Genomic DNA, 24,249 nt, shown 5'->3' with positions numbered 1-24,249 from the left:
GGGGGTCAGTAGCCGCAGGTGAAGCGTTCGCCCTGGTGGGTGGGGTGTTCGAGTTCGTCGACGGCGGCGGTGGCGAGGTCCGGGAGGGAGAGGGTGGAGAGGCCGTCCGGGGTGGTGACCAGGTGGTCGGTGTCGGTGCGGTAGTGGCCGGTGCGCTCGCCCGGGAGGAGGCTCTGCGGGGGGCTAAGGACGGTCCAGGCGAGGTCGCGGACGGTGCGCAGGTAGTCCAGGGCCCGGCCGTGGGCCCGCATCAGCTCGAACTGGCGGGGCGTCACCGCCGGGTCGTCCCAGAGCGGGACGCCGTACGGGGTGGTCAGGCTGCCCGCGCTGCCGACCACCAGCAGGCTCGGGGCATCGTCGGCGAGCCGGCGCAGACCCGCGACCAGCGCGTGCGCGGCGGGCTCCACCAGCCGCCCCCGGCCGGGGCCGTCCCCGCCGCCGACGGCGCTCACCACGGCGCCCCGGCCGGCCGCGACCCGGGCCACGTCCGCCGGGTCCAGCACGTCGCCGCGCAGCACGCTGGTCGCCAGCCCCTGGTACTGCTCCGGCCGCCGCACCACCGCCGTCACCAGGTGTCCGCGGGCCAGCGCCTCGGTGACCACGCACCGACCGATCCCGCCGTTCGCCCCGATCACCGCGATCCGCATGCCCGACCAGCCCCGCTCTCCGCCGCCGCCACCACGCCCTGACGCCTCATCAGACCACACGCCCGCCCCCGCCCCCGGGAACCGCGCCACCGGCCGGGCCCGGGGAGCGGTCCGCAACCGCCACGGGCGGGGAGGCGTCCGAAGGAGGTACTGCCGGAGAAAGGTCGGGGACGGAATGCACGAGGCCGGGGACGAGGTCGGGGCGCGAGTGCGGTGGTGGTGGCGCGTCCGGTACAGCACGGCGGTCGTCGTGGCCGGATGGGTCTGCACCCTGCCGGGGTTCCTCGGCTCGCACGCGGTGGACGAGGACCTGTGGAAGCGGTGCGTGGACAGTCCGGGCCTGCCGGTGTACGCGCTGGTGCTCGCGGTCGTCGGGGTGGTGCTGGGGGTGGTCGGATGCTGCTGGGGCGCGGGACAGATCGGCTTCACCCTGTTCCGGCGGCGAGGGCGGCTGCAGGCCCGGGCCGGACACGCCCTGCTGGCCGTCGTGGTGCCGCTGTCCCTGCCGGCCCTCCTGGTGCAGGGCATCGCGGTGCACAGCACTCGGCAGAGCCTCGGCCCGCACCGGACGTACTGCGTGGGCGCACCGCGGGAGCCGGGCGTGACGGTGGTCACCGCGGGTGCGCGGGGGCTCGTCGGGGCGGGGTGGGCGCGGTAGGACTGGTGGGGACAGGAATGGTGCGGCCGGGAGGGGTGGCGGATGGACGGGCTGGTGGCGGACCTGCTGGCGGAGGGGGACGAACTGGACGGGCTGGTGGGCGGGTTGGACGCCGATGGGCTGGCGGTGGGGACGCCGGCCGTGGGGTGGACGGTCGCGCACCAGGTGGCGCACCTGGCCTGGACGGACCGCTGGACGCTGCTCGCGGCCACCGACCCGGAGGGTTTCGCCGCCGCGCTCGGCCGGGAGTTCACGGACGGCCTGGCCGCCGTGGACCGGGGCGCGGCGGAGGGTGCCGGGGAGGACCCGGCCGGGCTGCTGGGTCGGTGGCGGGCGGGTCGGGCCGAGGTCGCGCGGGTGCTGGCGGCGGTGCCGGCGGACGTCCGGCTGCCGTGGTTCGGGCCGCCGATGAAGGCCCGGTCGATGCTGACGGCCCGGTTGATGGAGACCTGGGCGCACGGGCAGGACGTGGCCGACGCGCTGGGTGCGGAGCGCGTCCCGACCGACCGGCTGCGGCACGTCGCCCACCTCGGGGTGCGCACCGTCGGCTTCGCCTTCGCCGCGCACGGGCTCCCGGCCCCGGACGTCCCGTTCCGGTTCGAACTGCGCTCCCCCGGCGGCGAGTTGTGGCACTGGGGGCCGGAGGACGCGGCCGACCGGGTGAGCGGTCCGGCGCTGGACTTCTGCCTGCTGGTGACCCAGCGCCGACACCGCGACGACCTCGCGCTGACCGCCGAGGGCGACGCCGCCCGGGCCTGGCTGCCGATCGCCCAGGTGTTCGCGGGCCCGCCCGGGGAGGGCCGGAAACCGCTGCGCTGAGAGGATGGACGGAACGGACCGGGAGGCGGGCATGGCGAGCTGGGGTGCCGAGGTCGTGGTGGAGTGCGGCACATGCGGCGCGGCGGCGGCCGGGCGGCTCGGCGTCGGGCAGTTCCTCCGCGAGGAGCGGCTGCGCTGGGACGCCGAGTTCGACTGCACGGCCTGCGACGCGATGATGTGCCTGGGCTTCGGCGACGCGGACACGCCCGACTGGGTCCGCGGCCCGCTGGTCGAGCGGCACGGGACGGTGCTGCTGCGGCTGGTCGAGCCGTCGGCGGGCCGGGTCCCGGTGCTGCGGGTGCTGCGCACGGTGTGGCCGCTGTCGCTCGGCGAGGCCGGCCGGGTGGCGGACCTGCTGGCCGGCCCCGGCCTGCCCGCCACCCTGCCGGAGGCCGAGTGGCTGCGCCTCCTGCTCGCCGGACGCGGGGCCGCCGCCGAGGTCCACCCGGGCACCGGCGCGGGCCGCACCGCCGGGGAGGCGGCCTCCGGCTGGCCCTGGACGCTCCACTCCTGACGGGCCCCGGACGACGTCCCCGGACGCGCCCCGGACGACCGCCCCCGGACGCGCCGGCCGGAAACCTCAGCCGGTGCGCCCCTCCCCGCGTTCGGTGCCGCGGGTGCGGCTGAACGCGCCGGTGCCGACCCGGGCGGCGAGGGTGTCCTCGGGGCCGGAGAGCAGTGAGCCGTAGCCGGTGGCGGCCCACAGGCTGCGGTCGGCGGGGACTTCGAAGTAGGGGACGGTGCGGCCCTGTTCGCGGACGGCCAGCACCTGGGGGGCGCGGCGGGCGCGCAGGGCCTGGACGCAGTCCGCGCAGGCGGCCACGTCGACGCGCTCGCGGCGGCCGAGCGGCCGCCAGGTGGTGCGGCGTTCGGCGGCGCCGTGGCGGGGGTCGAAGAAGCAGAGCGGGAGGGCCGGCCCGGTGCCGAGGGCGGCGCGGCCCTCCGCGGCCAGCGCGAGCACACCGGCCAGGTCGGGGATGTCCCGCGCGGCGTCCAGCACCCGGCCGGCCGCGTCGTAGGCGTCCAGGGCGCGGGCCAGGCCGGGGGTGGTGGCGCCGTCGGCGGCGTCCACGGCCGCGCCGAGGGCGAGCACCTCGTCGGCGGCCTGCCGGCGCAGTCCGGCCTCGTCGGCGGCCCGGTCGGCGGCGAACACGGCGTCGGGGAAGCTGAAGGCGGTGTGCCGGGGCGCCCGGCGGCGGCGCGCGTACAGGCCGGCGCCGACGGCGAGGGCGACCACCAGGGCGGCGACGCCCGCGAACAGGGCGGTGTGCGAGCCGCCGGAGCCGCCCGGGGCGGCGGCGCTGTCGTCGGTGTGCGGGCGGGCCGAGTACTCGCGGTCGAGCCGGGCGGTCTCGGCCTTGTAGACCTCGGTGCCCTTGCCGGTGCTGATCAGCTCGATCGCCCGGGAGACCTTCGCGGTGAGACCGGCGTCCTTGAGCTCCTTGAGCATGCCGACGGCGGTGGCGGAGTCGCGGACCTGGTGGGTGTCGGCGGGCCACTCGGTGCCGCGCAGCCAGCTGCCATAGTCGTCGCTGGTGAGCAGGATCAGCGGGGACTGCCCGAGGCGCTGCTGCACCACCTCGGCGAGCGCCTTGGAGCTGCCGTCGAAGGCGTCGCCCTTCTGCAGCGGCACCAGCACCACCTTGACGGGCAGGCCGGTGGCGGCGATCTGGTCGGCGAGCTGCTGCTGCTGGGCGGGGGTGACGGCGGCGGCGAAGGCCGGGTCGACGTACACGGGGGCGCTCTTCAGCGCCTCGGCGATGCTGGCGCCGGTGGCGGTGCTGGGGGCGCCGGTGGCGGCCCGGGCGGGCGCGGCGGGGCCGAGCACCGCGACCGGGCCGAGCAGCGCGGCGGCGGCCAGCAGGAGCGCGGTCAGCAGCGCGGCGGGCCGGGGCGCGGCGGAGCGGGGCGCGGCGGACGGGTGCGTGGGGCGGTCACTGGACACTGGCGGACTCCCGGGCCCGGAGGACGAGTGCGTCGAGGCCGTCGAGCGCGGCGGGCAGGATCTCTCCGGCTTCGGACCAGCCGGTGCGGCTGCGGTCGTCGGCGCCGGGCAGGCGCAGCAGCAGCCGGTCGACCTGTTCGCGGCCGACCCGGTCGTTGGGGAGGCCGCGGTGGGCGCCGGTGCGGCGGAAGGCCGCGTGGCAGTCGGGGCAGAGCCGGGCGGTGGCCGCGGGGCCGAGTCCGGCCTCGGCGAACCAGGACGGGGCCTTGCCGCCGGTGGCGCCGCCGTGCAGCGGGTTGAGCCGGCAGAGCCGCTGGTCCGACTGCCCCTGGAGGGCGTCGGCGCCGGCCCGGGCGAGGACCGCGGCGGCGGCCAGGTCGCCGGGGGCGGCGGTGCGCTGCCGGCCGTCACCGAGCAGCAGTTCGGCGGCGTCCAGGCAGTCCCAGGCGGTGGCCCGGCCGGGGGCGTCCTGCTCGGCGGCGGCGACCAGCGCGGCGAGGGCCTGGACGTCCGCGGCGGCCCAGAGGCGGAGCTGGCGGACCGTCGGCTGCGCCTCGGTGTGCCGCGGCGGGCCGCCGGGGAGCGCGCGGGACGGGTCCTCGGCCCTGGCGCGGCGGCGGCGGACCACGGCCCGGACGGCGGCGATCAGGCCCCAGGCGAGCAGCAGCAGGACCAGGAGCAGCAGCGCGCCGAGGGTGATGCCGGGCCCGAAGTCGCTGCTGAACAGCGGCGGCAACCTGTTGCCGGCCACCTCGGGGAGTTCGGCGCGGGCGCTGCCGCGGCCGGTGTTCGACTTGCCGGTGGCCTTGGCCGCGTCCACGGCGTCCAGGAGCCGGTTCAGCCGGTTCGGGAGCTGCAGGTCGCCGTTGGCGGCGCTGCGGTCGGGATAGCGGTCGGAGTAGCCGAACCGGCTCTCGACGTCGGTGCCGGCGGTGCGGAACTCGGCGAGTTGGAGGTAGCCCCGCCCCGGGTCGACCTGGACGTACACGCCCTCCCGGCCGGTGCTCCGGTAGGTCTGGTAGAGCAGGGTGTCGCCGTCGCCGCCGCTCTCGTCGTCGCTGCCGGAGGGCGTGAACAGCAGGTAGACCGGGGTCTTGGCGGCGAGCGCGGTGATCCGCTGCTGGACGGCCGCCAGCTCGGCCGGGGTGAACGGGTTGCGGACGGACGCGTCCTGGTAGACGTTCCCGGCGCCGAACGCGGCGCCCGCCTCGTCGATCCGGGCGTGCAGGTCGGCCTTGGTCACGTCGAGGTCGGGGCCGTCGACGGTCTGCGGGAACACCTTGGGCGCGGCCAGCACCACGGCGAACACGGCGGCGACGGTGGCGGCCAGCGTCAGCAGGACGGCGGTGCTGCGCAGCACCGCCCCGGCCGGGGCGACCGGCGGCTTCGCGTCCTTGGCGGTCTTCACTGCCTTCGCGTTCTTCGTGCTCTTCACGGCCTTCGCGGGCCCCTTGGTGAGCGCGACGGCGGGCTTCCCGGTCACCGGGGCGCTGCGGCGCCGACGGCTCGCCAGCCACAGTCCGAGGGCGAGCACCAGGCCGGGGATCACCACGATCGCGTTGCCCAGCAGCAGGTTCTGGTTCTGCCGGTCGGTGGCAGAGATGTACCGCCCGTCCGGGTAGTCGTCGTGGTCGGACAGCGCCCGGGCCTTGGCGGCGGCCTGGTCCGGGCTCAGGGCGAGCGCGTCCACGAAGGCGGCGAGGGCGGCGGTCGGCCCGGCGTCGTACGGGGTGACGTGGTTGGCGATCCGGCGGGCGTCGTCGGCGGTGGGGAGGTTCACGCCGAACGCGGAGACGGTGACGCCGCCGTACTTCTGCACCAGCACGTACAGGCCGTCCCGGCCGAGCTGGTCGTGCACCAGCGCGAGCAGCGAGGCGTCGGCGTCGGGCAGCACCAGCACGTAGGTGGGGACGCCGGTGCGGGCGGCGAGGGCCGCGAACTGCGGGGCGAGCGAGCGGGGCACCTGGCGCGGGATGTCCGGGGAGATCCAGACCGGGTCGCGGCGCAGTTCGGCGGCGAGGCGCTCGGCCTGCGGGGCGCTGTCGGCGAGCCGCCCGGCACCGGACGCCGCGCCCGCGGCGGTGGGTGCGGCGCCCGCGGTGGGTGCGGCGCTCGCGGTGGGCGGGATGCTCGGGTCGGCGGCCGCGGCCGGGCCGGTGCCGGTGAGCAGCAGCGCAGTGGTGAGTACGGCGGTGAGTGCGGCGGCCGCGAGTGCCGCTCGAGCGGGTGGCCGCCGCCGTCCCGCTGTCCGTTCCGGTGTCCGCATCGGTGTCTCCCCGTGGTTCGGCCGGTCACTTTACCCGCGCATGGTTCGGACGAGAATCGACTCCTGCCGGTTCCTGACGGTTCGGGGTGGTTGGATGCGGGGCGGCGGGGCCGCCACGGGCGCCGCCGGACGGAGGGACGAGGACGATGAGCGGTGCGGGACGGCCGGGCGGGACGGGCGGGGAGCACGCGGCGGACAGCCACGACCTGATCCGGGTGCACGGGGCCCGGGTGAACAACCTGAAGGACGTCAGCGTCGAGTTGCCGAAGCGCCGGCTGACGGTGTTCACCGGGGTGTCCGGGTCGGGCAAGAGCTCGCTGGTGTTCGGGACGGTCGCGGCGGAGTCGCAGCGGCTGATCAACGAGACGTACAGCGCCTTCGTCCAGGGCTTCATGCCGACGCTGGCCCGCCCCGACGTGGACGTGCTGGAGGGCCTGACCACCGCGATCATCGTGGACCAGCAGCGGATGGGCGCCGACCCGCGGTCGACCGTGGGCACCGCGACGGACGCCAACGCGATGCTGCGCATCCTGTTCAGCCGGCTCGGCGACCCGTACGTCGGACCGCCGCCGGCCTTCTCCTTCAACGTGCCGACGGTGCACGGGGCGGGGGCGATCACGGTGGAGCGCGGCGAGGGCACCACGACCGAGAAGCGGACGTTCGGGCGGGCGGGCGGCATGTGTCCGCGCTGCGAGGGGCGCGGCAGCGTCTCGGACATCGACCTGGGGCAGCTGTACGACGGCACGAAGTCGCTGAACGAGGGCGCGCTGACCATCCCCGGCTACAAGCCGGGCGGCTGGAACTACCGGCTGTACACCGAGTCCGGCCTGGTCGACCCGGACAAGCCGATCGGCGCGTACGGGGAGAAGGAACTGCACGACTTCCTGTACCTGGAGCCGACCAGGATGAAGATCGCCGGCATCAACATGACCTACGAGGGCCTGGTGCTGCGCATCCAGAAGTCGATGCTGTCCAAGGACCGGGCGGCGCTGCAGCCGCACGTCCGGGAGTTCGTGGACCGGGCGGTCGCCTTCACCACCTGCCCGGACTGCGGCGGCACCCGGCTGAGCGAGGGGGCCCGCTCGGCGAAGATCCGGGGGATCTCGATCGCCGACGCGTGCGCCCTGCAGATCAGTGATCTCGCGGACTGGGTACGAGAGTTGGACGAGCCCTCAGTGGGGCCGCTGCTGGTCTCGCTGGGCCAGGTGCTGGACTCCTTCACCGAGATCGGCCTCGGCTACCTGTCGCTGGACCGCCCGGCGGGGACGCTGTCGGGCGGCGAGGCGCAGCGGGTGAAGATGATCCGGCACCTCGGGTCCTCGCTGACCGACGTCACGTACGTCTTCGACGAGCCGACCACCGGCCTGCACCCGCACGACATCCGGCGGATGAACGGGCTGCTGCGGCGGCTGCGCGACAAGGGCAACACGGTGCTGGTGGTGGAGCACAAGCCGGAGACCATCGCGATCGCCGACCACGTGGTCGACCTGGGGCCGGGCGCGGGCTCCGGGGGCGGCACGGTCTGCTTCGAGGGCAGCGTGGACGGCCTGCGCGGCAGCGACACCGTCACCGGGCGGCACTTCGACGACCGGGCCGCGGTGAAGTCCGAAGTCCGCACTCCCACCGGGGTGTTGGAGATCCGCGGGGCGGACGCGCACAACCTGCGGGACGTGGACGTGGACGTGCCGCTGGGCGTGCTGGTGGTGGTGACCGGGGTGGCGGGCTCCGGGAAGAGCTCGCTGGTGCACGGCTCGCTGGTCAGCGGGGCCGCGCTGAAGGGCGGTGCGCCCGAGGGCGTGGTGGCGATCGACCAGAGCCCGATCCGGGGTTCGCGGCGCTCCAACCCGGCCACGTACTCGGGCCTGCTGGAGCCGATCCGGAAGGCCTTCGCCAAGGCGAACGGCGTCAAGCCGGCCCTGTTCAGCGCCAACTCCGAGGGCGCCTGCCCGGCCTGCAACGGCGCCGGGGTGGTCTACACCGACCTGGGGATGATGGCCGGGGTGGCGACGGTCTGCGAGGAGTGCGCGGGAAAGCGCTTCCAGGCGGCGGTGCTGGAGTACCGGCTCGGCGGCCGGAACATCGCCGAGGTGCTGGCGATGTCGGTGGACGAGGCCGCCGCGTTCTTCGCCGCCGGCGAGGCCCGCACGCCCGCCGCGCACACCGTCCTGACCCGCCTGGTCGACGTCGGCCTGGGCTACCTGACGCTCGGTCAGCCGCTCACCACCCTCTCCGGCGGCGAGCGCCAGCGCCTCAAGCTGGCCGCGCAGTTGGCCGACAAGGGCGACGTCTACGTCCTGGACGAACCCACCGCCGGCCTGCACCTGGCCGACGTCGAGCAACTCCTCGGCCTGCTCGACCGGTTGGTCGACTCCGGCAAGTCCGTCATCGTCGTCGAGCACCACCAGGCCGTGATGGCGCACGCCGACTGGATCATCGACCTCGGCCCGGGCGCCGGCCACGACGGCGGCACCGTCGTCTTCGAGGGCACCCCCGCCGCCCTGATCGCCGACCGGACCACTCTCACCGGCCAGCACCTCGCCGAGTACGTCGGCGCCTGACGCCCCGGCCGGCCCTGCGCCGGGTCAGTGCTCCGCCAGGTCGTCCTGGTGGGTGCGGGCCCAGGCGCAGGCGGTGTCGAGGACGTCGATCAGGGAGCGGCCGAGGTCGGTGAGGGCACTGACCGACCGTCAGGTTCCTGTCGGCGCGGCGGAGCTCCCCGGGCGCGGCACGGGCCCCTAGGGTGGAGGGACCCGTGCCGCGAGGAGGCCGCAGATGACCGCCGTTCCCCCGCCCCCGCAGGTGTGGCCGACCCTGCGGGCGCGCGACGCCCGGGCACTGATCGCGTTCCTGGTCGAGGCGTTCGGCTTCGAGGCGACCGCCGTGCACGCCGACGGCGACCTGGTGCAGCACGCGCAGCTGAGCTGGCCGCTCGGCGGCGGGATCATGCTCGGCTCGGCCCGGGACGAGGACCCGGACGACCCGTGGCCGCTGCACCCCGGCAGCTTCGGCGCGTACGTGGTGACCGACGACCCGGACGCGCTGTTCGCCCGGGCCGTCGCGCACGGCGCCGAGGTGACGTCCCCGCTGCACGACACCGACTACGGGTCGCGGGACTTCGCGGTCCGCGACCCGGAGGGCAACCGCTGGTCCTTCGGCACCTACCGGGGCGAGCCGCGGGGCTGACCGCCGGACGGGCCCGGCTGTCGGCGGGCCCGGCTGTCGGCGGGGCCTGGCAGGGTGGTGGCCATGACCGAACCGACCGCACCGCCCCTGAACCTGGCCCAGCCGTGGGCCGCCGCCGACGGCCGCGAGACGCCGCCGCTGGTCGGCGACGAGCGCGAGATCCTCACCTCCTACCTGGACTTCCACCGGGAGACCTTCGCGCTGAAGTGCGCGGGCGTCCCGGTGGAGCAGCTGTCCGAGCGGCTGGTGCCGCCGTCCGGGCTGAGCCTGCACGGGCTGGTCCGGCACCTCGCCGGGGTCGAGCAGTGGTGGCTGGAGATCCAGTTCGCCGGCGACGAGTCCCGGCCGCAGCTCTACTACTCGGACGACGACCCGGAGCAGGACTTCGAGCGGCTCGACGGCGACTTCGCCGCGGACCTGGCCGTCTGGCGCTCCCAGGTCGAGCACTCCCGCCGGATCGCCGCCGAGGCCCCCTCGCTGGACGCCACCGGCATCCACAAGGCGAGCGGGCAGCCGGTCTCGCTGCGCCGCATCCTGGTGCACCTGCTCGCCGAGTACGCGCGCCACAACGGCCACGCCGACCTGCTGCGCGAGCGCGTCGACGGCGCGACGGGGTACTGACGGGGGCACTGACAGCGCAATCGGGTTCCGGGGAGGCCGGGGCGGTTCCGGGGAGGCCGGGGTTCCAGGGAGGTCGGGGCGGTTCCGGGCGGGGGTTGTAACCTGGTGGGGTGCTTCTTCTCGTCAGCCGCCGCCACGTGGACCTGTGCCGCGTGATCAGCATGTCCTGTCGACGCTCCGGCTGACTTCGTCCTCCCCCCGCCCCGCCCTCCGCCATCGCGGACCGCCTGGGCACCCGTCTCCCCCGGCCCGTCCGGCGCGACCCGCCGACCCCGCCGGGGCTCGTTCACCGCGGACGCACACCCATGACGCTGCAGCACCCCACCTCCCTCCCCGTGATCGACCTGTCGCTGGCCGACGGCGGCCCCGCCGACCGGGACCGGCTCCACCGCGAGCTGCGCGACGCCGCGACCGGCGTCGGCTTCTTCCAGCTCGTCGGGCACGGCGTCACCGCCGCCGAGACGGCCGCCCTGACCTCGGCGATGCGGGCGTTCTTCGCCCTCCCGGAGGCCGACCGGCTCGCCGTCAGCAACCTCAACTCGCCGCACTTCCGGGGCTACACCCGGACCGGCGACGAGCGGACCGGCGGCAGCCGGGACTGGCGCGACCAGCTCGACATCGGCACCGAGCTGCCCCCGCACGTGCCCGCCCCGGGCGAGCCCGCGTACTGGTGGCTGGAGGGGCCCAACCAGTGGCCCGCCGCCCTGCCGGAGCTGCGCACCGCCGCCCTGCACTGGATCGACCGCCTGGACGGGGTGGGCCACCGCCTGCTGCACGCGCTGCTGGCCTCGATCGGCGCCCGCCCGGACTTCTACGACGACGCCTTCGCCCCGCACCCCCACCTGCACCTCAAGCTGGTCCGCTACCCCGGAACCGCCCCGGACGGCGCCCCGCAGGGCGTCGGCACCCACAAGGACTACGGCTTCATCACCCTGCTCCTGCAGGACACCGTCGGCGGCCTCCAGGTCGAGCGTCCGGACGGCACCTTCCTCGACGTGCCGCCGCTGGACGGCGCCTTCGTGGTCAACCTCGGCGAACTCCTCGAAGTCGCCACCGACGGCTACCTGCGCGCCACCTCGCACCGGGTGGTCTCCCCGCCCGCCGCCCGCGAACGCTTCTCCGTCCCCTTCTTCTACAACCCCCGCCTGGACGCCCACATCGCCCCGCTCGACTTCCCGCACGCCCACCACGCCCCGGGCATCACCGAGGACCCCGCCAACCCCCTGCACGCCGACTTCGGCTTCAACGAGCTGAAGGGCTACGCCCGCGCCCACCCGGCGGTCACCCGCCGCCACCACGCCGACCTGCTCCCGACGGGCTGATCTGCGACGTTCGCTGTCCGACCGGCCGGGTAGGTTTCCCGCTCCGACACAGGGAGGGGCGGGATGATCGCGTACGACGCGTACGACCACTGGTTCCGGATGGACGTGGAAGTGACCGGCACGGCCAAGGGCCGGGCGAAGCTGGCCGAAGCGCTGGAGGGCCACGGCTGGGTGGTGACGGTGCTGGAGGAGGACGGGCCGCGCCGGGCCCGCTGGCTGGTCGAGGCGGGCGTGACGGGTTCGCGGGCGGGCGCGGCCCTGGCGGCACGCCTGACCCTGGGCAGGCTGGCGGCCCGCAGCCCGGCCGAGGCCGATCTGCGGCTGCAGGAGCCGATCGTGCACGAGGAGCCGCCGCGCGGGCGGTACTTCGTCCAGCGGCCGGTGGGGTGGCCGACCCGGTTCGGCTCGCTGGCGGCCCGGACCAGGCTGTACGACACCGGCCGGGAGGTGTTCCTGCCGCCCGGCCCGGACATTCGCGCCCGGGCCGAGGCCGAGGCCGTCCGGGCCCTGCCCGGTGTCGCCCTGCCACCGGCGGACGGCCTGCCGCGGCCGGCCGGCGCCGAACTGGACCGGCCCGGCCGGACCGGGGCCCCGGTGCTGCCGGGCCGGGTGGCGGTTCCGCTGGCGAGCGGTCTGCTGATCCTGGTCCTGCTGACCGGGCTGCTGCTCGGCGGGCTGCACCTCGGCGCCCCGGCCTGGGCCGTTGGACTGGTGGTCGCCGCACTGTGCGGCGGGGCGACCGGCGTGGTGGTCGTCCACTCGGCCCACTGGGCGGTCGGGCCCCGGCACAGCCCGGTGGTGGCGGGTGCGGTCGGCGCCGCCGTCGCACTGCTCCTCGCGGCGGCGACGGCCCTCACCGCCGGGGTGTGGCCGAAGCTGTGGCCCGCGACCCTGGTCGGGATCGGCATCCTGCTCTGCGGCAACGGCCTGCGGTTGCTGCTGCGCGGTCTGAGCTGGCAGGCGACCGCCGCCTGGCTGGTGCCGGCCCTGCTGCCGATCCTGCTGGTCGGGCTGCCCGGATTCGGTTTCTCGCTGCACGCCTTCTACCTGGACGGGTTCGGGCTGAACCGGGAGGACGCGCAGGTCCCGGGTATCTGGCAGGTGATCGCCGACGGCAAGGCGCTGGTCGTGGTGGCCGGCCCGCTGGTGGCCGTGTCCCTGCTCGGCTACGCCCGCCACCTGCACGCCTTCCGGACCTTCGGCGGGCTGGCGGTCGCCTCCGCGCTCCTGTTCGTCGCCTTCTCCGGCGTCCTCGCGCTGTACTGGTCGCAGATCATCGTCCCCGCCTCGCGCGCCGCGGCCACCACCCAGCAGCAGGCCCGGGACGGCCGGCAGCCCACCCCGTACTTCGGCATCGCCCCGCGCCGGGTCTGCCTGCGCGCGGTCGGCGAGGGCGGCTGGGACGGGGCCCCGCCGGTCGCGGAGCATCCGTACCTGGTCTTCCCGGCCGCCGGGGACTGGGCCGCGCTGTGGGACGTCCGGACCGGCGACACCCTGAACGTGAAGCGCGAGCAGTACCGGATCAGCGACTCGACGGCGCCGAGCTGCTGACGGCCGGTCCTGGCGGGGTGGTGGCGGCCGGTGTCACACTGCTGGTGTCACAGTGGTGCTGGTGCGAGGGCTGGGGTGCGATGGGTGGCGCGGGGCCGCGGTTCACGGTGGACGAGTTGGCGGCGCGGGCCGGGGTGACGGTGCGGACGCTGCGGTTCTACGGGGCCAAGGGGCTGCTGCCGCCGCCGGAGCTGGGGCCGCGCCGGGTGGGGTTGTACGGGGCCGAGCACCTGGGGCGGCTGGAGCTGATCGAGGAGTTGCAGCGGCAGGGCCTGACGCTGGCCGCGATCGAACGCTACCTGGCGCAACTCCCGCAGGACATCGGCGAGTTGGACTTGGCGATCCACCGGGCGCTGGTGGCCTCCTGGACGCCGGAGTCGGCCGAGGAGGCGAGCCGCGCGCAGTTGGAGCGGCGGACCGGGCGGGCGCTGTCGGACGCCGAGCTGGACCGGCTGGCGGCGATGGGCGCGCTGCACCGCACCGAGGACCCGGAGGTGTTCAAGGTCGAGCCGGGCCTGCTGCCGCTGGGGGTGCGGGTGCTGGACGTGCCGATCCCGCTGGAGACCCTGGTGGCGGCGCGTGCGGTGGTGCGGCTGCACAGCCAGGCCACCGCGCACGACCTGCACCGGCTGTTCCGGGACACGGTGTGGCGCCCGTACCGGGAGAGCGCCCCGGAGCCGGCCGAGTTGGAGCGGATGAAGGAGCTGACCGACCGCATCCAGCCGATGGTGGTGCAGGCGCTGGTCACGGCCTTCCAGCGTTCGCTGGCGGAGGAGCTGGCCCGCCCCCGGGAGGAGGCGGGCCGGGAGGACGGTCAGTCCGCGTAGCGTCCGCCGCGCTCGGCGAGCGCGACCAGCGAGGCGGGCGGGGTGAAGCGCTCGCCGTAGGCGGCGGCGAGTTCGCGGGCGCGGGCGGTGAAGCCGGCCGGGCCGCCCGGGTAGCCGTTGACGTACTGCAGGACGCCGCCGGTCCAGGCGGGGAAGCCGATGCCCAGGATCGAGCCGATGTTGGCGTCGGCGACCGAGGTGAGCACGTTCTCGTCGAGGCAGCGGATCGAGTCGATCGCCTCGGCGAACAGCATCCGCTCCTTCATGTCCTCGAACGGGATCTCCGCGCCCTCCCTGACGAAGTGCTCGCGCAGGCCGGGCCAGAGCCGGGTGCGCCTGCCGTTCTCGTACTCGTAGAAGCCGGCGCCGCCGCTGCGGCCGGGGCGGTCGAACTCGTCGAGCATCCGGTCCATCACCACCTCGCCGGGGTGGACGGTCCAGCTGCCGCCGGCCTCCTCGACGGCGCGCCGGGTCTCGTTGCGGATCTTGCGGGGCAGGGTGAGGGTCAGCTCGTCCAGCAGCGAGAGCACCTTGGCGGGGTAGCCGGCCTGGGCGGCGGCCTGCTCGACGGAGGACGGGTCGAGGCCCTCGCCGATCATGGCGACGCCCTCGTTGAGGAACTGGCCGATCACCCGGGAGGTGAAGAAGCCGCGGGAGTCGTTGACCACGATCGGGGTCTTGCGGATCTGCCGGACCAGGTCGAAGGCGCGGGCCAGCGCCGCGTCGCCGGTCTGCGGGCCGCGGATGATCTCGACCAGCGGCATCTTGTCGACCGGCGAGAAGAAGTGCAGGCCGATGAAGTCGACCGGCCGGTCGACGCCCTCGGCGAGCAGGCCGATCGGGAGGGTGGAGGTGTTGGAGCAGAGCAGCGCGTCGGGGGCGACCAGGTGCTGGATCTCCTGGAACACCTTGTGCTTGAGCTCGGGGTTCTCGAAGACCGCCTCGATGACGGTGTCGCAGCCGGCCAGGTCGGCGGGGTCGGCGGTGGGGGTGATCCGGGCCAGGAACGCCGCGCGCTCCTCGGCGGTCGTCCGGCCGCGCGCCACCTGCTTGTCCAACAGGCCCGCGCTGTAGGCCTTTCCGCGTTCGGCGGCCTCCAAGGTGACGTCCTTGAGCAGGACTTCGAGCCCGGCCTTGGCGCAGGAGTACGCGATGCCCGCGCCCATCATGCCGGCGCCCAGCACCGCGACCTTGGACGCCTGCCACGCGGGCGCCGAACTCGGGCGGGAGGCACCGGAGTTGACGGCCTGGAGGTCGAAGAAGAAGGCCTGGATCATGTTCTTCGAGGTGGGCCCGCAGGCGAGTTCGGTGAAGTACCGGGCCTCGATCGCGAAGGCGGTGTCCACGTCGACCTGGCTGCTCTCCACCGCGGCGGCCAGGATGTTGCGCGGCGCCGGGTAGGGCGCGCCGTTCAGCTGCTTGCGCAGGTTGGCCGGGAAGGCCGGCAGGTTGGCGGCGAACGCCGGGGTGCTGGGCGTACCGCCGGGGATCTTGTACCCCTGGGCGTCCCAGGGCTGGGCGGCGACCGGGTTCGCGGCGACGAAGGCGCGCGCCTTGGCGTCCATCTCCTCGGCGGTGGCGGCGAGTTCGTGCACCAGGCCGTTCTCCAGGGCCTGCGCCGGACGGTACTGCCGGCCCTGCAGCAGGACCTTGAGCAGGGCGTCGGTGATGCCGAGCATCCGGACGGTGCGGACCACGCCGCCGCCGCCGGGCAGCAGGCCGAGGGTGACCTCGGGCAGGCCGATCTTGCTGCCGGGCGCGTCCAGGGCGATCCGGTGGTGGCAGGCGAGGGCGATCTCCAGGCCGCCGCCGAGCGCGGCGCCGTTGATCGCGGCGACCACCGGCTTGCCGAGGGTCTCCAGCCTGCGCAGCGCGCGCTTGATCCGCATCGAGTTGGCGAACACCTGCTCGGCGTCGGCGGGGCCGACGGCGGAGAGCAGTTTGAGGTCGCCGCCGGCGAAGAAGGTCTTCTTCGCCGAGGTGATGATGACGCCGGTCAACTCCGCGGTGGTGGCGAGCCGTTCGACGGTCGCCTCCAGCGCGTCGGTGAAGGCGGCGTTCATGGTGTTGGCGGACTGGGCCGGGTCGTCGAGGACGAGGGTGACCACGCCGCCCTGGTCCTGCTCCCAGCGGATGGGGCTGCTCACGTCGGTCATGTCTGTGAAGTCCTTGGGTGAGTACGTGAGTTGACGGGTGGTCAGGCGCTGATGCGTTCGATCACGGTGGCGATGCCCATGCCGCCGCCGACGCACAGGGTGGCCAGGCCGTAGCGCAGGTCGCGGCGCTCCAGTTCGTCGATCAGGGTGCCGATCAGCATCGCGCCGGTCGCGCCGAGCGGGTGGCCGAGCGCGATCGCGCCGCCGTTGACGTTCACCTGGTCGTGCCGGAAGCCGAGTTCGCGCATGAAGCGGAGCGCGACGGCGGCGAACGCCTCGTTGATCTCGACCAGGTCGATGTCGGCGGCGGTCAGCCCGGCCTTGGCCAGGGCCTTGCGGGTGGCGGGGGCCGGGCCGGTGAGCATGATGGTGGGCTCGGAGCCGGAGACCGCGGCGGAGACGATCCGGGCCCGCGGGGTGAGGCCGTAGCGCTCGCCGACCTCCTTCGACCCGATCGCCACCAGGGCGGCGCCGTCCACGATGCCGGAGGAGTTGCCGGCGTGGTGGACGTGGTCGATCGACTCCACCCAGTGGTACTTCTGCAGCGCGACGGCGTCGAAGCCGCCGAGCTCGCCGATGTCGGCGAAGGACGGCTTCAGGCCGGCCAGCGACTCGACGGTGGTGCCGGGGCGGATGAACTCGTCGCGGCCGAGCACCACCAGGCCGTTGCGGTCCAGCACCGGCACCACCGAGCGGTCGAACAGGCCGTCGGCCTGCGCCTTGGCGGCCCGGGCCTGCGACTCGGCGGCGAACGCGTCCACGTCGGTGCGGGACAGGCCCTCGACGGTGGCGATCAGGTCGGCGCCGATGCCCTGCGGGACGAAGCCGGTCTCGTAGGCCGTCATCGGGTCGGCGAACCAGGCGCCGCCGTCCGAGCCCATCTTCACCCGGGACATCGACTCGACGCCGCCGGCCAGGATCAGGTCCTCCCAGCCCGAACGGACCTTCGCCGCCGCCAGGTTGACGGCTTCCAGGCCGGACGCGCAGAAGCGGTTCTCCTGCACGCCCGCGACGGTGTCGGGCAGCCCGGCGGCGATCGCCGCGACCCGGGCGATGTCGGAGCCCTGGTCGCCGATCGGGCTGACCACGCCGAGCACGATGTCGTCGATCGCGGCCGGGTCCAGGGTCGGGAACCGGCGGCGCAGCTCGTGGATCAGGCCGACCACCAGGTCGATCGGCTTGGTGCCGTGCAGGGAGCCGGTCTGCTTGCCGCGTCCGCGCGGGGTGCGGATCGCGTCGTAGACGTACGCTTCGGTGGTCACGGTGGAGATGCCTTTCGGGCGGAGGGTGCGGGCGGGCTTCGGAGGGGTCGGGCTTCGGGGGGTCGGGCTCCGGGGGCGGGCTTCAGGCGAGCAGGGAGCGGCCGATGATCTCCTTCATGATCTCGGTGGTGCCGCCGTAGATGGTCTGGACGCGCCCGTCGGTGAACGCCCGGGCGACCGCGCTGTCGCTCATGTAGCCGGAGCCGCCGTGCAGCTGCAGGCAGCGGTCGGCGGTGCGCTTCTGCAGTTCGGTGGCCCACCACTTGGCCATCGAGGCGTCCACCGGGGTCAGCGCGTACTTGTTGTGCTCGGTCACGCAGCGGTCCACGAAGGCCCGGGTGACGGCGCACTCGGTGGCGAGTTCGGCGATCTCGAAGCGGACGTGCTGGAGCTTGGCCAGCGGGCGGCCGAACGCGGTGCGCTGCTTGACGTACCCGGTGGTCTCCTCGACCAGGAACTCGGCGGCCGCGATGGCGGCGACCGCGATCGCCAGCCGCTCCTGGGCCAGGTTGCGCATCAGGTACAGGAAGCCCTGGTGCTCCTCGCCGAGCAGGTTGGCCTTCGGCACCCGGACGTCGTGGAAGAACAGCTCGGCGGTGTCCTGGGCCTTCTGGCCGATCTTGTCGAGGTTGCGGCCGCGCTCGAAGCCCGGCATGCCGCGCTCCACCACCAGCAGGCTCAGGCCGTGCGCGCCGCCCTCGGCGGTGGTCTTCGCCACCACCACGACCAGGTCGGCGAGGATGCCGTTGGAGATGAAGGTCTTGGCGCCGTTCAGCAGGTAGTGGTCGCCGGCGTCGACCGCGGTGGTGCGGATCGCCTGCAGGTCGGAGCCGGTGTCGGGCTCGGTCATCGCGATGGCGCTGATCAGCTCGCCGGAGCAGAAGCCGGGCAGCCAGCGCTCCTTCTGCTCCTCGTCGGCCAGGCCGGTCAGGTAGGGGCCGATGATGTCGTTGTGCAGGCCGATCGCCAGGCCGCTCGCCCCGGCCCGGACGAACTCCTCGGCCAGCACCGCGGCGAACCGGAAGTCCGGCGCGCCACCGCCGCCGTACCGCTCGTCCACGGCGATGCCGAGCAGTCCGGCCTTCCCGGCGGCCAGCCAGGCGGAGCGGTCGACCACGCCCTGCTGCTCCCAGCGGGCGTGGTGCGGGGTGACCTCCTTGGCGAGGAAGGCCCGGACGGTCTCACGGAAGTCCTCGTGTTCCTCGGTGTAGAGCTCGCGCTGCAACGTGGGTCCCTTCGGGAGACGTGCGGAGTAAGGGAGTTGACGGTGCGTCAGGCGATTTTCGGGTCGAGAGCCGGGACGGCCCAGTCGCGGGCCACCTCGGCGGTGTGCGCGCCCGGGGCGGGGGGCGGGGTACGCAGGGCGGCGGGAGTGGCGGAGAAGCGGGGTGCGGTGCCGGGCTGCGGGGTGCCGTCCTGGACGGTGTAGCTGCCGCGGGCGGTCAGGTGCGGGTGCTCGGCGGCCTGACGGAGCGTCAGGACCGGTGCGACGCAGGCATCGTGGGCCGTGAACAGCTCGGTCCACTCGGCCTGGGTGCGGGTGGCGAAGCGTGCGGCGATCCGTTCGCGGAGCTCGGGCCAGCGGGCCAGGTCGTACTGTTCGGGGGCGTCCGCGCCGAGGTCCAGCAGGCGGGCGAACTCGGCGTAGAACTGCGGCTCCAGCGGGCCGACGGCCATCCACCGCCCGTCCGAGGTGGCGAAGGTCCCGTACCAGGGGGCGCCGCCGTCCAGCAGGTTGACGCCCCGGCGGTCCTGCCAGAGGCCGGCGCCGAGCAGGCCCCAGAGCAGGGTGGACAGGTGGGCGGCGCCGTCGACGATCGCGGCGTCCACCACCTGGCCGGTGCCGGTGGCGCGGGCGTGGTGCAGGGCGGCGAGCAGGCCGACCACCAGGTAGAGCGAGCCGCCCGCGTAGTCGCCCAGCAGGTTCGCCGGGATCGCCGGGGGGCCGTCCGGCGCGCCGATCAGGCCGAGCAGGCCGGAGGTCGCCAGGTAGGTGACGTCGTGCCCGGCCCGGGCGGCGAGCGGGCCGTCCTGCCCCCAGCCGGTCATCCGGCCGTACACCAGGGCCGGGTTGCAGGCCAGGCAGTCCGCGGGCCCGACGCCCAGCCGCTCGGCCACGCCCGGGCGGTAGCCCTCGATCAACAGGTCGGCGCGGGCGGCGAGTTCGAGCACCAGGCCGGGGCCCTCGGCGGACTTCAGGTCGACCAGCACGGACCGCTTGTTCCGGTTCGTCAGGTCCTGCTCCGGGGCCGGCCCCAGGGTCTGCCCGCCGGGCCGGTCGACCCGGACCACGTCCGCCCCCAGGTCGGCGAGCAGCATGGCGGCGAACGGGCCGGGCCCGATGCCGGCGAGTTCCAGGACCCGGACGCCCGCGAGCGGACCGGCGGGGCGGGTGGCGGGGGTGGGCGCGGCGGGTGGTGCGGGGGTCGTCATCGACCGTCTCCCAGGGTTTGACAGTGAAGCTGTCACAGTGGCGATGATAGGCACGTGACCCGCCGGTAACAAGGGGCCTGCGCGGGTGTTCGGCGGGTGTTCGGCGGCGGCCCAGGCCGGGTGCGCGATCATGGGACGGAGAACCGTCGACCCGAGGGGGTACCCGACCGTGCACGACCTCGACGCTTCCGCTCCCGACGGCCCCGGGCGGCCCGACGAAGCCGTGCTGGACGACCCGGTGGCGGCCTCGCTCGCCGGGGCGCACGCGCACCTGGCCCGGCGGCACGGGAACGCGGTGCGCTACGACCCCGAGGTGTCCACCTTCTGTGCGGTGACCGGGGGTTCGGGGGCCGGGAGCCCGGCGGCCGGGTCCTGGGACGACCTGGTGGAGCTGCTCGGCGCCGGCGCCTTCGCCGACCTGTTCAGCTGCCCGGCGCTGCCGCCCGCCCACTGGGAACCCGAATTCACCCTGGAGGGCTTCCAGTTGGTGCAGCGGGAGACCGTCCGGCCACCGCTGCGGGCGGGCGCCGAGCTGGTCGAGCTGGGCCCGGCCGACGTCCCGGAGATGCTGGACCTGGTGGAGCGGACCAGGCCGGGCCCGTTCCGGCCCCGCACCCGGGAGTTCGGCAGCTACCTGGGGGTGCGCGAGGGCGGGGCGCTGGTGGCGATGGCCGGGGAGCGGCTGCGCCCGCCCGGCTTCACCGAGGTGTCGGCGGTCTGCACCGCCCCCGAGGCCCGCGGCCGGGGCCACGCCGCCCACCTGGTGGGCGAGGTGGCGGCCCGGATCACCGCCCGCGGCGAGCGCCCGTTCCTGCACGTGGCGGCGGGCAACCCGGCGCTGGAGCTGTACCGGCGGCTCGGTTTCGCCGTCCGCCGCGAGGTGGTCTTCCGGGGCTTCCGCACGCCCTGAGCGCCCCCGGGCGGGCCGCTGCGGCCTCCGCTGCGGCGCAGCTCACCGCCGTGCGGCGGCCCGGGCGGACTGCGGCGGCACCTGGGACCTGTTCCGCCACCCGGGCGCGTCCGCGCCGACCCGGACCTGCGGCGCCCCGGTGCCCGCCCGGGCCGGGTGATCTTCTCGGCGCGGCGGGGCGGCGGGTAGAGTGCGGCGATCAGTCGTGCCCACGGGGGGCACCGCCGAAACGAACACCGGTGACCGCATGACCGTCCGGACCCGTCCCGCCCTGTGGTGGCGCTGCGCCATCGTGCTCTCCGCGTTCCTGGGGATATTCACCAGCAACAGCTCGCTGGTGTACTTCACCCTCCAGAGCAACGTGATCGTGCTCGGCTACTTCCTGGGCGCCGCGTACTGGATGCTGAAGCGGAACACCGTCGACGCCCCGGCCCCGCGCCTGCGCGGCGCCGCCGTGCTGTACATCACCATCACCGGCATCGTCGCGCACGTGCTGCTCAACCACGGCGCGAACCCGCTGCCCGGCCTGGTCTCCGGCCCGGACCGGCTGCAGCACTGGTCGAGCTTCTTCCTGCACTACACCACCCCGCTGATGGTGCTCGCGGACTGGCTGGTGCTCTCCCCGCGCAACGCCTCCCGCTGGCGCGACCTGCCGCTCTGGCTGTCGTTCCCGCTCGGCTACGCCTTCCTCACCGAGGGCCGCGCGATGCTCTTCCCGGACTTCCCGGTCCGCTACCCCTACTTCTTCCTCGACCCGACCGAGCACGGCTACGGCTGGGTGGGCCTCCAGATGCTCCAGCTCACCGTCGAGTTCGTCGTCCTGGGCGCCCTGGTCATCGGCCTCGACCGCCTCGGCACCAAGCTCCGCCGCACCCCGTCCCCGGCCCCCACCCCGGACGCCGCCTGACACCCCTCCCGGGGCGCCTCCCGTTTCCCACTGCTTCGGTAATCTCGCTCCATGACGGAGCACGCCCACGGCATCGGCGACGGACCGATCGTCAAGGTCGGCCTCTCGCTGCCAGAGGGCACGGCGGCCGCCGTCCGGGCTCGGGTCGGGAAGCGCGGGTTCTCCGCCTTCATCGCCGCCGCCGTCGAACGCGAGCTGCGCGGCCGGATCCTGGACGAGTACCTGGCCGACTACGAACGCCGCAACGGACCGGTCTCCGCCGCCGAGCAGGACCGGGCCCGCCAGGTGCTCGCCGGAGAGAGCGATCGGCCCACCCGTGCCGAGCCACGGGCGCACTCCGATGCTCGGTTCCGAGGGCCTGCAGCCCGGTAGCGCCCCGGCCTCCGGCTCGTCGCCGTGTAGGGCGCCGTCAGCGGGTGGAGCCCATGGTGCGGGAGACGCGGGCGGCGGTGGCGGCGACGACGGGGCCGAGTTCGCGGACCCGGGCGGCGGTGATCCGGGAGGTGAGGGCGGAGGTGGAGATGGCGCCGATCACGGTGTTGTTGTGGTCGAAGACGGGGGCGGCGATGCAGCGGACCTCGGGTTCGTTCTCGCGGTCGTCGACGGCGTAGCCGCGGCTGCGGATGCGGGTGAGTTCGGTGCGCAGCGCGGCGGCCGAGGTGAGGGTGCGGGCGGTGATCGCGGGGAGGCCGTCGGCGACGACGGTGGCGAAGGCGTCCTCGGGGAGCCAGGCGAGCATGGCCTTGCCGACGGCGGTGCAGTACATCGGGGCGCGGCTGCCGATCCGGGAGGCCATCCGGACGGCGGTCTCGTTCTCGACCTTGTCGACGTAGACCACGTACGGGGCGTCGGGGACGCACAGGTGGACGGTGCCGCCGACCTCGCGCATCAGCTGGTGGGCCTCCTCGGAGGCGGCGGTGCGCAGGTCGAGGGTGGCGAGGTAGGCCTGGCCGAGGCGGAGCGCGCCGGGGCCGAGCCGGTAGTGGCCGGTGTCGCGGTCGCGGGCGAGGAGTTGGGCGTCGACCAGCGGCGCGGCCAGCCGCAGCACGGTGGACTTGGACATCTGCAGTCCGTCGGCGAGCGCGGTGAGGCTGAGGTCGGTGCCGGCCGCCGCGTGGTCGCGGACGTGCTCGAGCACGGCGAGGGCGCGGCGCAGCGACGCGGACTGGTTGCGTTCCGGCCGTTCGGCGGGCGTCCTGCTGTCGGCTGCGGTGCTGGTCATGGGGTGTGACGCTACGGCGCGGACGGGGCCCGGTGCCAGTTCCGCAGCACATCGTTTTGCATTGCACAACTTTTACCTTCTGCTCTTGTCGGCGTGCCCGGCGGCTTTCTAACGTCCCGCTACACACCGATCCCCCACTGCATGTGCCGGTTTGCCCCGGCCCGTGCAGGTGCGTCCCGCTGCGGCGAGGAGATGAGTTGAGCATGAAGAAGCCGGCCCGTGGTGTCACCCTGGTCGCTCTTGCCGTGCTGGCCGGCACCCTGGCGACGGCCTGCGCGCCGGGCACCGCGAAGACCACTGCCTCGGCGGACAAGCAGACCGGCACCGTGAAGGTGTGGCTGTACGACGAGGCGAACCGGGCGCCGAAGGAGCAGGTGGTGGCGCAGGCCGTCGCCGACTTCAAGGCGAAGCACGCGGGCGTGGACGTCCAGGTCTCGTACATCCCGACCGACGCGGGCCCGCGCGCCGAGAAGATGAAGGGCGCGTTCAACGACCCGTCCTCGGCGCCGGACGTGGTGGAGTTCGGCAACACCGACCTGTTCGGCTACACCGCCTCGGGCGGCCTGGCCGACATCACCGCCGACCTGGCGAGCTGGGAGGACGGCAAGGACCTGCCGCAGGACCTGAAGGACACCGCGGTGGTGGACGGGAAGACCTACGGCCTGCCGTGGTGGCTGGGCGTGCGGGCGCTGTACTACCGCACCGACGTGTTCACCGAGCTGGGCCTGTCCGCGCCGACCAGCTACCCGGAGCTCAAGTCGGCGGCGGAGAAGGTCCGTTCGGCGCACGGCGACCTGCTGGGCATCGCGGTCGGCGGCAAGTACACCTTCGGCGCGCTGCCGTTCGTGTGGGCGAACGGCGGCGACCTGGCGGCGAAGAACGGCGCCGGGTACACCTCCGCGATCGACTCGGCGCCGTCGCAGGCCGGGGTGAAGGCGTACACCGACCTGTTCTCGGACGGGATCTGCCCGGCCCAGCAGTGCGCGGACCTGACCGGCGGCAAGACCGTCGAGGCGTTCGCGGCGGGCAAGGCCGGCATGGCGATCCTGCCGAACTCCTCGCGCAGCGCGGTGGAGGCGGGCGCGGCGAAGGGCAAGTACGCGATCGTGCCGCTGCCGGGCGCGAGCGCCGGGCAGATCGCCCCGGCGTTCTCCGGCGGCAACGACCTGGGGGTCATGAAGTCCACCCAGCACCGCGGTCTGGCGGCCGACTTCATCAAGGAACTCGCCTCGAAGAAGAACCAGTTGGCGCTGTTCGACGCGATGGGCAACCTGCCGACGCTGTCCTCGGCGCGGGCCGAGGTGACGCAGAAGCAGCCGTGGCTGAAGCCGTTCACCGACACCATCGCGGCGGGCACGAAGTTCGTGCCGAAGGACGCCGCCTGGGCCAAGATCGACGCCCAGGCCGTGGTGCCGACCATGCTGCAGAAGGTGATCACCGGCAAGGCCGACACCGCCGCCGCGAGCAAGGAGGCGGCCACCGCGATGAACGCCGCCTTCAGCGGCAAGTAGCCGTCAACC

Annotated in this window: 22 protein-coding genes; 14 read left to right on the top strand and 8 right to left on the bottom strand. The window is 74.6% G+C overall.

Annotated elements, in window-relative coordinates; translation table 11 throughout:
* Positions 1-5: 5 nt before the first annotated feature.
* A complete protein-coding gene (locus ACIOHG_RS07815; RefSeq protein ID WP_400946639.1) occupies positions 6-647 on the bottom strand; it encodes an NAD(P)-dependent oxidoreductase in 642 nt (213 codons plus the stop codon).
* Between the two features lie 175 nt (positions 648-822).
* On the opposite strand from ACIOHG_RS07815, the gene ACIOHG_RS07810 reads away from it, so the two are divergent.
* Genes ACIOHG_RS07810 through ACIOHG_RS07800 form a run of 3 tightly spaced genes read left to right on the top strand, consistent with a single transcriptional unit; the run spans position 823 to position 2,638 of the window.
* The gene (locus ACIOHG_RS07810) at positions 823-1,305 is read left to right on the top strand and encodes a hypothetical protein (protein ID WP_400946637.1); all 483 of its coding nucleotides are present in this window, start codon (positions 823-825) and stop codon (positions 1,303-1,305) included.
* A gap of 42 nt (positions 1,306-1,347) precedes the next feature.
* Positions 1,348-2,124, top strand: a complete 777-nt coding sequence (locus ACIOHG_RS07805; protein WP_400946634.1) for a TIGR03084 family metal-binding protein — start codon at positions 1,348-1,350, stop codon at positions 2,122-2,124.
* Between the two features lie 31 nt (positions 2,125-2,155).
* Positions 2,156-2,638, top strand: coding sequence for a hypothetical protein (locus ACIOHG_RS07800; protein WP_400946631.1), 483 nt, complete (start codon positions 2,156-2,158; stop codon positions 2,636-2,638).
* A gap of 66 nt (positions 2,639-2,704) precedes the next feature.
* Here the strand turns inward: ACIOHG_RS07800 and ACIOHG_RS07795 are convergent, their stop codons facing one another.
* Together ACIOHG_RS07795 and ACIOHG_RS07790 are read right to left on the bottom strand one after the other, a co-directional pair.
* Complete coding sequence (locus ACIOHG_RS07795) at positions 2,705-4,069, bottom strand: hypothetical protein (protein ID WP_400946628.1); 1,365 nt, start codon at positions 4,067-4,069, stop codon at positions 2,705-2,707.
* Positions 4,059-6,335, bottom strand: a complete 2,277-nt coding sequence (locus ACIOHG_RS07790; protein WP_400946626.1) for a hypothetical protein — start codon at positions 6,333-6,335, stop codon at positions 4,059-4,061. The genes ACIOHG_RS07795 and ACIOHG_RS07790 overlap by 11 nt, the downstream gene beginning before the upstream one ends.
* Positions 6,336-6,481: 146 nt before the next feature.
* On the opposite strand from ACIOHG_RS07790, the gene ACIOHG_RS07785 reads away from it, so the two are divergent.
* From ACIOHG_RS07785 to ACIOHG_RS07755, 7 genes are all read left to right on the top strand, one after another.
* Positions 6,482-8,893 carry an ATP-binding cassette domain-containing protein gene (locus tag ACIOHG_RS07785; protein ID WP_400946624.1) on the top strand — a complete coding sequence of 804 codons (2,412 nt, stop codon included), beginning with the start codon at positions 6,482-6,484 and terminating at the stop codon, positions 8,891-8,893.
* Between the two features lie 214 nt (positions 8,894-9,107).
* Complete coding sequence (locus tag ACIOHG_RS07780) at positions 9,108-9,518, top strand: VOC family protein (RefSeq protein ID WP_400946622.1); 411 nt, start codon at positions 9,108-9,110, stop codon at positions 9,516-9,518.
* A gap of 63 nt (positions 9,519-9,581) precedes the next feature.
* Positions 9,582-10,139, top strand: coding sequence for a DinB family protein (locus tag ACIOHG_RS07775; RefSeq protein ID WP_400946620.1), 558 nt, complete (start codon positions 9,582-9,584; stop codon positions 10,137-10,139).
* Positions 10,140-10,249: 110 nt separating this feature from the next.
* Positions 10,250-10,324 carry a putative leader peptide gene (locus ACIOHG_RS07770; RefSeq protein ID WP_399171238.1) on the top strand — a complete coding sequence of 25 codons (75 nt, stop codon included), beginning with the start codon at positions 10,250-10,252 and terminating at the stop codon, positions 10,322-10,324.
* A 120-nt stretch (positions 10,325-10,444) separates the two neighbouring features.
* Positions 10,445-11,461 (top strand): isopenicillin N synthase family dioxygenase, encoded by a 1,017-nt coding sequence (locus ACIOHG_RS07765; RefSeq protein ID WP_400946617.1) that lies wholly within the window; start codon positions 10,445-10,447, stop codon positions 11,459-11,461.
* A gap of 63 nt (positions 11,462-11,524) precedes the next feature.
* On the top strand, positions 11,525-13,012 hold the full coding sequence (locus ACIOHG_RS07760) for a hypothetical protein (RefSeq protein WP_400946615.1): 1,488 nt from the start codon (positions 11,525-11,527) through the stop codon (positions 13,010-13,012).
* Between the two features lie 80 nt (positions 13,013-13,092).
* Positions 13,093-13,839 carry a MerR family transcriptional regulator gene (locus tag ACIOHG_RS07755; RefSeq protein WP_400946724.1) on the top strand — a complete coding sequence of 249 codons (747 nt, stop codon included), beginning with the start codon at positions 13,093-13,095 and terminating at the stop codon, positions 13,837-13,839.
* Here ACIOHG_RS07755 and ACIOHG_RS07750 read toward each other — a convergent pair.
* From ACIOHG_RS07750 to ACIOHG_RS07735, 4 genes are all read right to left on the bottom strand, one after another.
* A complete protein-coding gene (locus ACIOHG_RS07750) occupies positions 13,827-15,995 on the bottom strand; it encodes a 3-hydroxyacyl-CoA dehydrogenase NAD-binding domain-containing protein (protein ID WP_400946613.1) in 2,169 nt (722 codons plus the stop codon). The genes ACIOHG_RS07755 and ACIOHG_RS07750 overlap by 13 nt on opposite strands.
* 41 nt (positions 15,996-16,036) lie before the next feature.
* Positions 16,037-17,257 carry an acetyl-CoA C-acetyltransferase gene (locus tag ACIOHG_RS07745; RefSeq protein ID WP_400946611.1) on the bottom strand — a complete coding sequence of 407 codons (1,221 nt, stop codon included), beginning with the start codon at positions 17,255-17,257 and terminating at the stop codon, positions 16,037-16,039.
* An 82-nt stretch (positions 17,258-17,339) separates the two neighbouring features.
* Entirely contained in the window at positions 17,340-18,482 is a 1,143-nt protein-coding gene (locus ACIOHG_RS07740; RefSeq protein ID WP_400946608.1) for an acyl-CoA dehydrogenase family protein, read from the bottom strand.
* 47 nt (positions 18,483-18,529) lie between these two features.
* Positions 18,530-19,690 carry a CaiB/BaiF CoA transferase family protein gene (locus ACIOHG_RS07735; RefSeq protein WP_400946605.1) on the bottom strand — a complete coding sequence of 387 codons (1,161 nt, stop codon included), beginning with the start codon at positions 19,688-19,690 and terminating at the stop codon, positions 18,530-18,532.
* A 130-nt stretch (positions 19,691-19,820) separates the two neighbouring features.
* Between ACIOHG_RS07735 and ACIOHG_RS07730 the strand changes: the two genes are divergently transcribed.
* The 3 genes from ACIOHG_RS07730 to ACIOHG_RS07720 all read left to right on the top strand — a co-directional run bounded on the left by ACIOHG_RS07730 (position 19,821) and on the right by ACIOHG_RS07720 (position 21,879).
* Positions 19,821-20,600, top strand: coding sequence for a GNAT family N-acetyltransferase (locus tag ACIOHG_RS07730; protein ID WP_400946603.1), 780 nt, complete (start codon positions 19,821-19,823; stop codon positions 20,598-20,600).
* 247 nt (positions 20,601-20,847) lie between these two features.
* Positions 20,848-21,507: a Pr6Pr family membrane protein gene (locus tag ACIOHG_RS07725; protein ID WP_400946600.1), complete on the top strand. Its 660-nt coding sequence runs from the start codon at positions 20,848-20,850 to the stop codon at positions 21,505-21,507.
* A 51-nt stretch (positions 21,508-21,558) separates the two neighbouring features.
* A complete protein-coding gene (locus ACIOHG_RS07720) occupies positions 21,559-21,879 on the top strand; it encodes a hypothetical protein (RefSeq protein WP_400946598.1) in 321 nt (106 codons plus the stop codon).
* A gap of 37 nt (positions 21,880-21,916) precedes the next feature.
* Here the strand turns inward: ACIOHG_RS07720 and ACIOHG_RS07715 are convergent, their stop codons facing one another.
* Complete coding sequence (locus ACIOHG_RS07715) at positions 21,917-22,729, bottom strand: IclR family transcriptional regulator (protein WP_400946596.1); 813 nt, start codon at positions 22,727-22,729, stop codon at positions 21,917-21,919.
* A gap of 203 nt (positions 22,730-22,932) precedes the next feature.
* On the opposite strand from ACIOHG_RS07715, the gene ACIOHG_RS07710 reads away from it, so the two are divergent.
* Positions 22,933-24,240 carry an extracellular solute-binding protein gene (locus ACIOHG_RS07710; protein ID WP_400946722.1) on the top strand — a complete coding sequence of 436 codons (1,308 nt, stop codon included), beginning with the start codon at positions 22,933-22,935 and terminating at the stop codon, positions 24,238-24,240.
* Positions 24,241-24,249: the final 9 nt, after the last annotated feature.

Origin of the sequence: Kitasatospora sp. NPDC088134, from assembly GCF_044741705.1 — a bacterium.
In the GTDB taxonomy this organism is placed as follows: Bacteria; Actinomycetota; Actinomycetes; order Streptomycetales; family Streptomycetaceae; genus Kitasatospora.
This window is presented reverse-complemented; position numbering and strand designations above follow the sequence as displayed.

What these genes read in the sequence shown, in the direction of transcription:
- ACIOHG_RS07815 (WP_400946639.1), bottom strand. Translation starts at nt 647, where the DNA reads ATGCGGATCGCGGTGATCGGGGCGAACGGCGGGATCGGTCGGTGCGTG.
- ACIOHG_RS07810 (WP_400946637.1), top strand. Translation starts at nt 823, where the DNA reads ATGCACGAGGCCGGGGACGAGGTCGGGGCGCGAGTGCGGTGGTGGTGG.
- ACIOHG_RS07805 (WP_400946634.1), top strand. Translation starts at nt 1,348, where the DNA reads ATGGACGGGCTGGTGGCGGACCTGCTGGCGGAGGGGGACGAACTGGAC.
- ACIOHG_RS07800 (WP_400946631.1), top strand. Translation starts at nt 2,156, where the DNA reads ATGGCGAGCTGGGGTGCCGAGGTCGTGGTGGAGTGCGGCACATGCGGC.
- ACIOHG_RS07790 (WP_400946626.1), bottom strand. Translation starts at nt 6,335, where the DNA reads ATGCGGACACCGGAACGGACAGCGGGACGGCGGCGGCCACCCGCTCGA.
- ACIOHG_RS07785 (WP_400946624.1), top strand. Translation starts at nt 6,482, where the DNA reads ATGAGCGGTGCGGGACGGCCGGGCGGGACGGGCGGGGAGCACGCGGCG.
- ACIOHG_RS07780 (WP_400946622.1), top strand. Translation starts at nt 9,108, where the DNA reads ATGACCGCCGTTCCCCCGCCCCCGCAGGTGTGGCCGACCCTGCGGGCG.
- ACIOHG_RS07775 (WP_400946620.1), top strand. Translation starts at nt 9,582, where the DNA reads ATGACCGAACCGACCGCACCGCCCCTGAACCTGGCCCAGCCGTGGGCC.
- ACIOHG_RS07765 (WP_400946617.1), top strand. Translation starts at nt 10,445, where the DNA reads ATGACGCTGCAGCACCCCACCTCCCTCCCCGTGATCGACCTGTCGCTG.
- ACIOHG_RS07760 (WP_400946615.1), top strand. Translation starts at nt 11,525, where the DNA reads ATGATCGCGTACGACGCGTACGACCACTGGTTCCGGATGGACGTGGAA.
- ACIOHG_RS07755 (WP_400946724.1), top strand. Translation starts at nt 13,093, where the DNA reads ATGGGTGGCGCGGGGCCGCGGTTCACGGTGGACGAGTTGGCGGCGCGG.
- ACIOHG_RS07750 (WP_400946613.1), bottom strand. Translation starts at nt 15,995, where the DNA reads ATGACCGACGTGAGCAGCCCCATCCGCTGGGAGCAGGACCAGGGCGGC.
- ACIOHG_RS07735 (WP_400946605.1), bottom strand. Translation starts at nt 19,690, where the DNA reads ATGACGACCCCCGCACCACCCGCCGCGCCCACCCCCGCCACCCGCCCC.
- ACIOHG_RS07730 (WP_400946603.1), top strand. Translation starts at nt 19,821, where the DNA reads ATGGGACGGAGAACCGTCGACCCGAGGGGGTACCCGACCGTGCACGAC.
- ACIOHG_RS07725 (WP_400946600.1), top strand. Translation starts at nt 20,848, where the DNA reads ATGACCGTCCGGACCCGTCCCGCCCTGTGGTGGCGCTGCGCCATCGTG.
- ACIOHG_RS07720 (WP_400946598.1), top strand. Translation starts at nt 21,559, where the DNA reads ATGACGGAGCACGCCCACGGCATCGGCGACGGACCGATCGTCAAGGTC.
- ACIOHG_RS07715 (WP_400946596.1), bottom strand. Translation starts at nt 22,729, where the DNA reads ATGACCAGCACCGCAGCCGACAGCAGGACGCCCGCCGAACGGCCGGAA.
- ACIOHG_RS07710 (WP_400946722.1), top strand. Translation starts at nt 22,933, where the DNA reads ATGAAGAAGCCGGCCCGTGGTGTCACCCTGGTCGCTCTTGCCGTGCTG.